This window comes from Neisseria sp. Marseille-Q2251 (assembly GCF_940793045.1).
In the GTDB taxonomy this organism is placed as follows: Bacteria; Pseudomonadota; Gammaproteobacteria; order Burkholderiales; family Neisseriaceae; genus Neisseria.
In genome coordinates this window covers 26,713-38,628 of the sequence record NZ_CALNWV010000012.1, presented here as the reverse complement: position 1 = coordinate 38,628, position 11,916 = coordinate 26,713, and the positions used below count along the sequence as shown (strand labels likewise).

Below are 11,916 nucleotides of genomic sequence, written 5' to 3'. Positions count from 1 at the left end.
AGTACTATCTGTACTGTCTGCGGCTTCGTCGCCTTGTCCTGATTTAAATTTAATCCACTATAAAATCATCGAGCGTTCGTTGAGCATTTGATGCGATAGCAGTTTGATTGGAAGCCTTCTATTCAATATCGAAAAGGTCGTCTGAAACCTGAATCGGGTTTTCAGACGACCTTTTGTTTGTGTGGTTGAGCTTAACCGATGCTTAACGGCTGTCTTTCCATTGGTAATATTTCGAGCCGAGGAAGGAGCCAAGTTTACGCAGGAAAGGTTGGGTGATGATGCTGGGGTGTTTGAGTTTTTCAAACGGTTTCAGACGACCATCATCGCCCATGATGGCTTCGGCGATGGCAAGGCCTGCTATGCCGGTAATTGCCATGCCGTGTCCCGAGTAGCCTTGGGCATAGTAGATAGTGGGCGCGAGTCTGCCGAAGCGGGGGGCGAGGTTGGCGGTAATGTCGCATTCGCCGCCCCATGAGTGTTCGATTTTGACATCGGCAAGCTGAGGGAAGACTTTAAGCATATCTTGGCGGACAAGCTCGGTCATGCGGTCGGGATCGTCGATGAACTCGTTGTCTTTACCGCCAAAGAGCAGGCGGCCGTCGGAACTGAGGCGGTAGTAGTCGAGGACGTGGCGGTTGTCGCAGACGGCCATGTTGTTGCGGATGAGTTCTTTGGCGCGTTCGCCCAGCGGTTCGGTGGCGATGATGAAGGTGCTGACGGCGATGGCTTTTTTTTCCAACGGCTTGAATTTTTGATGCAAACCGGCGTAGGTGTTAACGGCATACACGAGGTTTTGGCATTCGATGCTGCCGTCCGGGGTATGGACGAGCCAGCCGCCTTGATAGGGTTCGATACGGGTCATCGGGGACTGTTCGAAAATCTGCGCGCCTGCTTCGGCAGCGGCGCGGGCGACGCCCAGGGTATAGTTGAGCGGATGGAGATGGCCGGAATGGGGGTCGAATTGCGCGCCTAAGTACATATCACTGTTAAGCTGTTGTTTGAGCGTGTCTTTATCCCAAAGTTCGTAATGGGTGGCGTTGTAATGTTTTTGGGCGTGTTCATGCCATTGTTGCAATTCTTCCCAATGCTGCGGGCGGATGGCGACGGTAGCATAGCCACGCTGCCAATCGCAGGCGATTTGGTGTTTTTTAACCCGTTCGTCAACGAGTTCGACGGCTTGCAGAGATTGCTGCCAAAACCAGCGGGCTTGTTCCAAGCCGACTTGTTTTTCGATTTCTTCCATACCGCAGGCGTAATCGCTGATGACTTGCCCGCCGCTGCGCCCTGATGCGCCGAAGCCGATGCGGGCGGCTTCGAGTACGGTTACTTCGCGTCCGTTTTCGGCAAGGGGGAGGGCGCTGCAAAGTCCTGTCAATCCTCCGCCGATAACGCAGGTCTCGGTTTTCAGACGACCTTCAAGTTTGGGATAAGCGGCGTGGGGATTGATGGTGCTGAAATAATAGGAGGGAAGGTATTCTTTAAAATTGGGATGAATCATAGGGTAATGCTTTACGGTGGTTTCAGACGACCTTTGGAGGGTAGTTGAGGGTCGTCTGAAAAGTGGGTTAAACGGGTTGTGTGAAGAAAACAGGCTGACCTTGCATTGATGCGGTCAGCCTGTCTGATTGGGTCAATTTGTTTTTTCTGCGGCGAGCTTTTCCTGACGGTAGGCTTCGGCGGCTTCCCGGTCGCGTTTGGTTGCTTGACGCATCATCCAGTAATTGATGACGATGACCAGCGTGCCGATGATGCCGATCAGGATGGTTGCCAACACGTTCATTTGCGGGTCAAGACCCAGCTTGATTTTGGAGAAAATCACCTGCGGCAATGTGGAAGAGCCGGGGCCGGACAGGAAGGAGGTAATCACCAAATCATCCAGCGACAGGGTAATGCCGAGCAGGAAGCCTGAAGCGATGGCAGGCGCAATCAAGGGCAGGGTGATGACGAAAAAGATTTTCAGCGGACGCGCACCCAAGTCCATGGCGGCTTCTTCGAGCGATTGGTCAAGCTCCACCAGACGCGAACGGATAACGACGGTAATGTATGCCATACAAAGCGTCGTATGTCCGAGGAAAATAGTGAAGAAACCGCGGTCGAAGTACAGGTTTTGCAGCAATTCGCTGCCTTGCAGGAACATTTGCACCTGAATAATCAGGAGCAGCATGGACAGACCGGTAATCACGTCAGGCATAACCATAGGCGCGGAAATCATACCGGCAAACAAGGTGCTGCCGCGGAAGCGTTTGATACGCGCCATCGCGTAGCCTGCCAACGTACCCAAAACGACGGCTGCAAGCGAGGATGCGGCGGCAATGCGCAGCGACAGCCAAGCGGCTTCCAAGATAGTGTCGTTTTCCAACAATGCGCCATACCACTTGGTCGAAAAGCCGCCCCAAACGGTAACCAGCTTGGATTCGTTAAAGGAATAGATGACCAAGACGACCAGCGGAATATACAGAAACGCCAGCGACAGCATCAGCATCAGTTTCAGGAACCAAGATAATCGGGATTTTTGCATTATTTGGCTCCTTCTTCTAATTCGCGGTTTTCATAATGCTGGAACAGCGCAATCGGCACGACCAGCAATGCGACCATGACGACGGCGACGGCGGAAGCCAACGGCCAGTTGTTTTGATCGAAGAACGCCTGCCACAAGACTTTACCGATCATCAGGTTTTCCGAACCGCCGACCAGCTCGGGAATCACGAATTCACCGACTGCGGGAACGAAAACCAACATAGAGCCTGCGATGATGCCTGTTTTGGACAGAGGCAGGGTGATGGTGAAGAACGATTTGACCGGTCCTGCGCCCAAATCAGAAGCAGCTTCGAGCAGGCGGTTGTCGAGTTTCACCAGTTGCGTGTAAAGCGGCAGAATCATAAACGGCAGATAGGCATAAACCATGACCAAGTTCAGCGAGAACGCGTTGTAGAACAGGTCTAAAGGCTCTTCAATAATCTGCATTTTGAGTAGGAAATTATTGATGATGCCATTGTGTCCCAGCAGTCCCATCCATGCGTAAACACGCAACAGAAAGGAAGTCCAGAAAGGCAGCATAATGGCAAGCAGCAGACCGTTACGCATGGCTGGATTGGCGCGCGAAATCGCATAGGCGGTCGGATAACCGATCAGCAGACAAATGATGGTCGTCGTCAGCGCGGTCTTAATGGAAGACCAGTAGGTCATCAGATAGATATTGCTGTTTTCGCTGTCGCCGAACGGATTCAGGGTATTCCAAAAATTCTGGAAAATATCGGCATAGTTTTGATAACTGATGGCGATGTTCAGACGACCTAAATCTTCATCCACGTTGGTCAGCGGCGTGAACGGCGGAATGGCGATTTCTTGTTCGGCAAAGCTGATTTTCAGCACGATGGCGAACGGAATCAGAAACAGCACCAAAAGCCAGATATACGGCACGGCGATGACCGCACGCTGACCCGGGCGGCGGAACAGTTTGTTTTTCAGTTTTTTAAGGTTCATCTCATTCCCCTTAAATTAACGGAACAACGGAGTCGGTTGGTTTTCCGGCCAGCTGATATAGACGGTTTCGTCCCAAGTCGGCGGCGTGATGTTACGCACGTACCAATAAGGTGCGGGAACTTGGCTTTTGACGACGCGGCCGTTGGCGAGTTTGATGTGGTAGATGGCGAAGCTGCCCAAGTAGGCGATTTCTTCCACTGTGCCTTTTGCCCAGTTGAAGCTGCCCAAGTGGTCGGGTTTTTCTTTGTACAAATCAATATCTTCGGGACGGATGCTGACCCAAATGTCTTGTTCGCTCGGGCCGCCCAGACCGTGGTCGATGCGGACGTGGTTTTCCAAGCCTTCGCATTCGATGACGGCATAATCGGCATGGTCTTCAATCACGACGCCGCTGAAAATATTGGTTTCGCCGATAAATTCGGCAGTAAAGCGGCTGTTTGGATAGTCGTACACATCGCTAGGCGTACCGACTTGTTGCAACTGACCGTCGGACATAATGGCGATGCGGGTCGCCATCGTCATCGCTTCTTCTTGGTCGTGGGTAACCATGATGCAGGTTACGCCGACTTGCTCCAGCGTATTGACCAATTCGAGCTGGGTTTGTTGGCGCAATTTTTTGTCCAACGCGCCCAAAGGTTCGTCAAGCAGCAGGATTTTCGGACGTTTTGCCAAGCTGCGTGCCAAAGCGATACGTTGTTGCTGACCGCCGGACAATTGATGCGGTTTGCGCTTGGCGTATTTGGTCATCTGCACCAGACGCAGCATTTCTTCCACGCGCGCAGCGATTTCATCTTTGGGCATTTTGTCTTGTTTCAGACCGAAGGCAATGTTCTGCTCCACAGTCATGTGCGGGAACAGGGCATAGCTTTGAAACATCATATTGATGGGGCGCTCGTAGGGGGCAAGTTTGGTAATGTCCTGACCGTCCAGAATGATTTTGCCCTGATTAGGGCTTTCCATGCCCGCCAGCATACGCAGCAGCGTGGATTTACCGCTGCCGGAGCTGCCCAAAAGGGCAAAGATTTCATGTTGATAAATATCCAAGTCGATGTTATCGACAGCGTAATTGTCACCAAACTTTTTCACCAAGCCTTGGATTTTGAGATAAGGTTTGGCTGAAGACGCAGTGGTTGCGGTCATAATGGCAATACTCCAATAAAAATGACGAGTACCGGCAAAACGGATTTTCGAAAGGGTGATAAAAAGCTGTTTGATTGCTGGCGGGAGTCGCAACGTCGAAACGTCGTCTGAAACTCTTGTGAAGCGCACGGGCAGCATGGATGGGAAACGGCTGGAAATACAAGGGTAAACCGTCTCCGCAGAACTCGCTATTATATTAGCCTATGGCACGCAGGGGCAATACGAAATTGCCCGAAGGGGCTGATTTTTCGCGGATTCGATTTAAACAGTGCGGCTTGTTATCGGTCGGATTGAATCTACTATCAAACCCATATGGGCAAATAGGAAGGAGCAGTTGCCTTCATATGGGAAATTTAAGCGCGTTGTTTTTATGCAATTAATTTATATAGATATTATGCTTTTATCTTAAATATTTATTCAAAATATAATAAAATTTGAAATATTAACAATAAAAGTAGTTTCTTGGCGTGGGGTTTTACCCAAGCACAATGAGAAACAGATTTTCAAATAAATTTTTTCCGTGAATTTTTACGCAAGGGGTAAAACATGAGTATCAAACAGTGGCCTGAAGGCGAGCGACCGCGTGAAAAATTATTGGCACGCGGTGCAGGCGCATTGAGCGATGCGGAGCTGCTGGCGATTTTGCTGCGGGTCGGTACGCGCGGGATGAGCGCGGTGGATTTGGCACGTTATCTGCTGAACGAGTTTGGCAGCTTGGGCAAACTGATGAGCGCCGACGCTAAAACACTTTCCGCATACAAGGGCATGGGTTTGGCGAGTTTTACCCAATTTGCCGTCGTCAAAGAAATCGGCAGGCGAATTTTGGGCGAGGATTTGCAGGAAAACATCACGCTTTCCAGTCCGAAAGCCGTTGCCGACTATCTGCGTCTGCATTTAGGGCACGAAAAGATAGAAGTCAGCACCGCGCTTTTGCTCAACCGCCAAAACAGGCTGATTGCCATGCGTGAACTCTCGCGCGGAACGGTGGCGGAAAATACCGTCTATATCAGGGAAATCGTCAAGCTCGTATTGGACGAATACGCCGACAGCCTGATTATCGCGCACAATCATCCCGGCGGTTCGGCAACGCCTTCGCAATCAGACATTGCATTCACAGGTCGTCTGAAACAGGCTTTGGCATTGGTTGATGTCTCGCTTTTGGATCATTTCATTGTTACGGCGAAAGAAGTCTGCTCGATGCGGGAACAGGGGTATATGGAGGGGTAAGGAAGATGTCTTGCTGGAATTGAGCGGATTGTCTTAGTTCTGATTCTGTGGGAACTGATTGATTTTATTAGTATTCGACTGTCAAAAAGGTCGTCTGAAAAATGTTTTCAGACGACCTTTTTTGCGAATGTGGAAGTCTTTATTTTTGTATCGGTAATCTCTTTTGAACTCAAACAATAAAAGTTATACACATATATTTTAAAATTAAAATATATATAAAACAGTAATATAAACATATTTTTCTATTTTAATGAAATTTTTGGTGTTGAGTTATCCACATTTGGGCCTATATTGGGTGTAACGAAATTCTAACCAAAGGAAACCAAAAAGATGAGATTCGACAAATTAACCGCCAAATTCCAACAAGCCCTTGCAGAAGCTCAGAGTTTGGCGTTGGCTGCGGACAGCAGCTATCTGGAAGCGGGCTTTGTGCTGAAAGCCCTGCTTGACGACCAAAACAGCGGAGCCGCCGCGCTCTTGGCTCATGCGGGCGTGAACGTGCCGCAGGTGAAACAGCGTTTGCAGCAGCATTTGAACAGCCTGCCGAAAGTGTCCGGTCAGGGCGGCGATATTCTGCCCAGCCGCGAATTGCAGGCGGTGTTGAACCTGATGGACAAAGCGGCAACCAAACGCGGCGATGCCTATATCGCCAGCGAACTTTTCCTGCTTGCCTTGGTGCAGCAGAACGATGCGACCGGCAAAATCCTGAAAGAAGCCGGTGCGACCGAACAAAACATCAATGCCGCGATTGACGCGGTACGAGGAGGACAAAACGTGAATGATGCCAATGCCGAAGACCAACGCGATGCGTTGAAAAAATACACGCTCGATCTGACCCAGCGCGCCCGCGACGGCAAACTTGACCCTGTTATTGGCCGCGACGACGAAATCCGCCGCGCAATTCAGGTGCTGCAACGCCGAACCAAAAACAACCCAGTGTTGATCGGCGAGCCGGGTGTGGGTAAAACCGCCATCGTCGAAGGCTTGGCGCAACGCATCGTCAATGGCGAAGTGCCTGAATCCCTACGCAACAAACGCCTGCTGGTTTTGGATTTGGCGGCATTGATTGCCGGCGCGAAATACCGCGGCGAATTTGAGGAACGCTTGAAAGGCGTGTTGAACGACTTGGCAAAAGACGATGGCAACACTCTGATTTTCATCGATGAAATCCATACTTTGGTCGGCGCAGGCAAAACCGACGGCGCAATGGATGCGGGCAATATGTTGAAACCGGCTTTGGCGCGCGGCGAACTGCACTGTATCGGCGCGACCACTTTGGACGAATACCGCCAATACATCGAAAAAGATGCGGCACTCGAACGCCGCTTCCAAAAAGTATTGGTCGGCGAACCCAGCGTGGAAGACACCATTGCCATCCTGCGCGGTTTGCAGGAACGCTACGAAATCCACCACGGCATCGACATTACCGACCCCGCCATCGTTGCCGCCGCAGAGTTGAGCGACCGCTACATCACCGACCGCTTCCTGCCCGACAAAGCGATTGATTTGATTGACGAAGCCGCCAGCCGCATCAAAATGGAGCTGGACAGCAAACCCGAGCAGATGGACAAACTCGACCGCCGCATCATTCAGCTCAAAATGGAAAAAATGCACGTTGCCAAAGAGAGCGATGACGCCAGCAAAAAACGTTTGGAGCTGATAGACGAGGAAATCGACGGCCTGCAAAAAGAATACGCCGATTTGGACGAAATCTGGAAAGCCGAAAAAGCCGCGTCCTCCAGCACCGCCGACATTAAGAAACAGATGGACGACATCAAAGTCAAAATCGAGCAGGCCAAACGCCAAGGCGACTTTGCCCGCGCGTCCGAACTCGAATACGGCGAGTTGCCGAAATTGGGTGCGCAGTTGCAGGCGGCGGAAAGCAACCCCGACGGCAAAAAACAAAACAAACTCTTCCGCACCGAAGTCGGCGCGGATGAAGTAGCCGAAATCGTATCGCGTATGACCGGCATCCCAGTATCTAAAATGATGGAAGGTGAACGCGACAAGCTGCTGAAAATGGAGGAAGTATTGCACCGCCGAGTGGTCGGTCAAGACGAAGCCGTGCGCGCCGTGTCCGATGCCATCCGCCGCAGCCGCTCCGGCCTTGCCGATCCGAACAAACCCTACGGCAGCTTCCTGTTCTTAGGTCCGACCGGCGTGGGTAAAACCGAGTTGTGTAAAGCTCTGGCAGGCTTCCTGTTCGACAGCGAAGACCACCTCATCCGCATCGACATGTCCGAATACATGGAAAAACACGCCGTCGCCCGCCTCATCGGCGCACCTCCGGGCTATGTCGGCTACGAAGAGGGTGGTTACCTGACCGAACAAGTCCGTCGCAAACCGTACAGCGTGATTCTTTTGGACGAAGTGGAAAAAGCCCATCCCGACGTGTTCAACATCCTGCTGCAAGTATTGGATGACGGTCGTTTGACCGACGGACAAGGCCGCACCGTGGATTTCAAAAATACCGTCATCGTCATGACTTCCAACATCGGCAGCCAGCACATTCAACAAATGGGCACGCAGGATTATGAAGCTGTGAAAGAAGCGGTGATGGAAGAAGTGAAAGCCTACTTCCGCCCCGAAATGATCAACCGCATCGACGAAGTGGTCGTGTTCCACGGACTGAATCAGGAGAATATCCGCAACATCGCGAAAATCCAGCTCAAAGGCTTGGAAAAACGTTTGGAAGCGCAGCACCTGCACCTGAAAGTGGACGATGCCGCCTTGGATTTGATTGCCAAAGCCGGTTTCGACCCCGTGTACGGCGCACGCCCGCTCAAACGCGCCATTCAGTCGGAAATCGAAAATCCGCTGGCCATGGCGTTGCTCGAAGGTAAATATGCACCCGAAAGCACGATTCATGTGAAAGAAGAGGGCGGCAAGCTGGTGTTTGCCTGATTTGAGCGTAGTTTGAGATAAAGTGATGAAAAGGTCGTCTGAAAACTGTTGGCGCGAAGTCCACTGATTTCAGACGACCTTATTAGGTTATTGTCCAATTTATACGTTTTGTATCATAAGGTTTTCATATTAAAAGATATTACTTGTGATACCAAATCGTTGTTATCAAAAAATACAATTATCCGATTGTTATCATAATCTCCATCAGTATCCGGCAACCAGCATACGGAAATATGTGAATTCTGATAATTTGAGTCGTAATAATCAGAATCAAAAAAATATTTAATTTCAACCCATTTTCCGCTAGGAAATTCAAATAATCTTTTTAAATAATCGTTTTTTTTTTCGAAAATAAAATCATCTAATAACAAATCTAATTCGACTGCTGATTTAAGCTTTTCATCTGAGGAAGGTTTCATGATGTCTCCTTATTGAACAAATGATTTATAGTAGATTAAATTTAAACCAGTACGGCGTTGCCTCGCCTTGCCGTACTATTTGTACTGTCTGCGGCTTCGTCGCCTTGTCCTGATTTAAATTTAATCCACTATAATATGAACAATCGCTTCTAAATTTGCCTGACCAATCTTACCTGCATTGATAGCTTCCGGTAAGTTTTACAGTGTGGTTACGTCATTAAGGTCGTCTGAAAAACGTTTTCAGACGACCTTAATGCTTGATTGGGATTCGTACTTAAGCCTCTATCCAAGAGATGCTGCTCAAAGGGAACTTTGGGAATAATGCGCCGATGCAGGGGCTTCTTTGCGGTAATGAAGACGGGGTTCTTTGCCGTGCATGGGAATTGACGATGGATGAATTGATGAAACAGATAGAGGATTATATGGATTCCTATAATCAGGAACGTTGCAGTTCGAAATTGAAAAGCCGGGTCCTGTCACATATAGAACCCGGCTTATATAGAGTGTCTGATGAATAGGCTTTTATGAATGTCCCAGACCTTAGGAGCAGTTCAGTTTTTGCCCGAACGTTTTTCAGACGACCTTTTATCTATGTTTATCAAGCAGACTGTATCGGGATGATACGGTTTTGATTGCGTTTCGCACCGCCTTCGCAATAATTGACTTTGACGTATTCTTCGACAATCTCTAAGAATTCGGCTGCGATGTTGTCGCCTTTTAAAGTCACTTTGCGTTCTCCGTCAACATAAACCGGGGCAACAGGGGTTTCGCCAGTTCCGGGTAGGCTGATGCCGATGTCTGCCAGTTTGCTTTCGCCCGGTCCGTTAACGACGCAGCCCATGACGGCAACGTTTAAAGATTCTACACCAGGGTAAAGGGTGCGCCATACGGTCATTTTTTGGCGAAGGTAATTTTGTACGTCTTGGGCAAGCTCTTGGAAGACTGTACTGGTGGTGCGTCCGCAGCCCGGGCAGGCGGTAACCATGGGGGTAAACGAGCGCAGCCCCATGGTTTGTAGAATTTCTTGACCGACGATTACTTCCTGCGTACGCGAGCTGCCGGGTTCGGGGGTCAGAGAAATGCGGATGGTGTCGCCGATGCCTTCTTGAAGCAGTACGGCCAAGGCGGCAGTCGAAGCGACAATGCCTTTGCTGCCCATGCCTGCTTCCGTCAAGCCTAAGTGGAGCGGATATCGGCAGCGGCTGCCCAGCTCGCGGTAAACTTGAATCAAATCCTGAACGGAGCTGACTTTGCACGACAAGATGATTTTGTCTTCGGGCAAACCTAACAAAACGGCTTTTTCTGCAGACTCCAACGCCGAAATAATCAAGGCTTCTTTCATGACTTCTTCGGGCGGTTTTGGAGATGAAGACGCCAGATTGGCATCCATCATGCGCTTGGCGAGGCTTTGGTCAAGCGAACCCCAGTTGACGCCGATACGGACGGCTTTGTCGTTTTCGGCGGCAGTCCGAATCATATAGGCAAATTTTTCATCGCCTTTTGCGCCTTTGCCGACATTGCCGGGGTTGATGCGGTATTTGGACAAGGCTTTGCCGCACTCGGGAAATTCTGCCAATAGACGTTCGCCATTGAAATGGAAGTCGCCAATCAGCGGGGTGGTGTAACCCATGTCGTCCAAACGCTGGCGGATTTCGGCAACTTTGGAGGCGGCTTCTGGGCTGTTGACGGTAATGCGCACCATTTCTGAGCCTGCATCGCTCAATTCTTTGACTTGCAGGGCTGTTGCTTTAGCATCTGCGGTGTCGGTATTGGTCATCGATTGCACGACAACGGGAGCATCTGAACCGACGGTGAGATGATTGATTTGTACTTGATGGGTTTGGCGGCGTTTGGGTGTGTTCATCTTTATTTTTTTCCTGCTACAAAGGAAGCTGATTTTTCACCGGCAACCCGGTATTCTGCCAGATTGATGGTTGTCCCGCCGTAATTGGCTTGTGCGCCTGTGGCAATACCGATCCAGACATTGTAGGGCGCACCGCCTTTAAAACGCCTTTCGCTTCCTGCGGGAATGATCCGGCTGAAAATCATGGTACCTTTCTTGTCGGTGATAATCAGATTGCTTCGGTATTGGACTTTAATCCAAAGCTCGTCTGAATCGACTTTGACTTCAGGTGCGGATGCCGCTGCTTCGGATGCGGCGACACTTGAAGCTGCTTTTTCAGCATTGGATATTTCTTGTTTGCCGTTTTCTGCCATATTGGAAACGGCAACATTTTCTTTTTTCAAATCCGGCGTCTGCATACTGTTGCGTACTGCATCGCTGTTTTGCGCGACTTGTTGTTCGTTTTCATGATTGGACTTGCTTTGCCAAACATAAATACCGCCACCAAGCAGGATGAGCGCGGCCATGCCCAAAACCCATTTTGGAAAACCGACTTTTTCACCATCTTGATAGTTCAAGCCGACATTTTGTTTGCGATCAACCAGATAGACATGGTCTTCTTCCGGCGCGGAAATGGCTTTCAGACGACCTGTAATGGTTGCTTCATCGATTTTCAACAGGCGGGCATAAGAACGCAGATAGCCCATAACGAAGACCAATCCTGAAAAGAACGAATAGTCTCCTTTTTCGAGTGCTTCAATTTGTTCGGCAGACAGTTTCAACCGTCGTGCTACTTCGTCAATATCCCAACCTGATTTTTGTCTGAGTTGTCCCAGCTCATCACCCAATGATTTGGCAGCTTGAATGTCGTATTCGTTTTTCTTTTGATTTTCCATGTAG

At 49.9% G+C, this 11,916-nt stretch carries 10 protein-coding genes; 3 read left to right on the top strand and 7 right to left on the bottom strand.

Annotation, left to right across the window (positions count from 1 at the left end; translation table 11 throughout):
- Positions 1-202 precede the first annotated feature (202 nt).
- The 4 genes from AAG834_RS06350 to AAG834_RS06335 form a co-directional block, all read right to left on the bottom strand.
- A complete protein-coding gene (locus AAG834_RS06350) occupies positions 203-1,498 on the bottom strand; it encodes an NAD(P)/FAD-dependent oxidoreductase (protein WP_070513604.1) in 1,296 nt (431 codons plus the stop codon).
- 132 nt (positions 1,499-1,630) lie between these two features.
- Complete coding sequence (locus AAG834_RS06345) at positions 1,631-2,518, bottom strand: ABC transporter permease subunit (RefSeq protein WP_003759901.1); 888 nt, start codon at positions 2,516-2,518, stop codon at positions 1,631-1,633.
- Positions 2,518-3,483 (bottom strand): ABC transporter permease subunit, encoded by a 966-nt coding sequence (locus AAG834_RS06340; protein ID WP_342031610.1) that lies wholly within the window; start codon positions 3,481-3,483, stop codon positions 2,518-2,520. The genes AAG834_RS06345 and AAG834_RS06340 overlap by 1 nt, the downstream gene beginning before the upstream one ends.
- Before the next feature lie 15 nt (positions 3,484-3,498).
- Complete coding sequence (locus tag AAG834_RS06335) at positions 3,499-4,623, bottom strand: ABC transporter ATP-binding protein (protein ID WP_029609631.1); 1,125 nt, start codon at positions 4,621-4,623, stop codon at positions 3,499-3,501.
- Between the two features lie 546 nt (positions 4,624-5,169).
- Between AAG834_RS06335 and radC the strand changes: the two genes are divergently transcribed.
- Entirely contained in the window at positions 5,170-5,850 is a 681-nt protein-coding gene (gene radC / locus AAG834_RS06330; protein ID WP_342031609.1) for a RadC family protein, read from the top strand.
- A 330-nt stretch (positions 5,851-6,180) separates the two neighbouring features.
- Positions 6,181-8,754, top strand: coding sequence for an ATP-dependent chaperone ClpB (clpB, locus tag AAG834_RS06325; protein ID WP_049253965.1), 2,574 nt, complete (start codon positions 6,181-6,183; stop codon positions 8,752-8,754).
- Between the two features lie 113 nt (positions 8,755-8,867).
- On the opposite strand, the gene AAG834_RS06320 is transcribed toward clpB, so the two are convergent.
- Entirely contained in the window at positions 8,868-9,173 is a 306-nt protein-coding gene (locus tag AAG834_RS06320; protein ID WP_342031608.1) for a hypothetical protein, read from the bottom strand.
- A 293-nt stretch (positions 9,174-9,466) separates the two neighbouring features.
- On the opposite strand from AAG834_RS06320, the gene AAG834_RS13810 reads away from it, so the two are divergent.
- Positions 9,467-9,691, top strand: coding sequence for an IS3 family transposase (locus AAG834_RS13810; protein WP_446740452.1), 225 nt, complete (start codon positions 9,467-9,469; stop codon positions 9,689-9,691).
- An 80-nt stretch (positions 9,692-9,771) separates the two neighbouring features.
- Here AAG834_RS13810 and ispG read toward each other — a convergent pair whose 3' ends face one another.
- Positions 9,772-11,037 (bottom strand): flavodoxin-dependent (E)-4-hydroxy-3-methylbut-2-enyl-diphosphate synthase, encoded by a 1,266-nt coding sequence (gene ispG / locus AAG834_RS06315; protein WP_342031607.1) that lies wholly within the window; start codon positions 11,035-11,037, stop codon positions 9,772-9,774.
- Positions 11,038-11,039: 2 nt separating this feature from the next.
- Positions 11,040-11,912 carry a RodZ domain-containing protein gene (locus AAG834_RS06310; RefSeq protein ID WP_342031606.1) on the bottom strand — a complete coding sequence of 291 codons (873 nt, stop codon included), beginning with the start codon at positions 11,910-11,912 and terminating at the stop codon, positions 11,040-11,042.
- Positions 11,913-11,916: the final 4 nt, after the last annotated feature.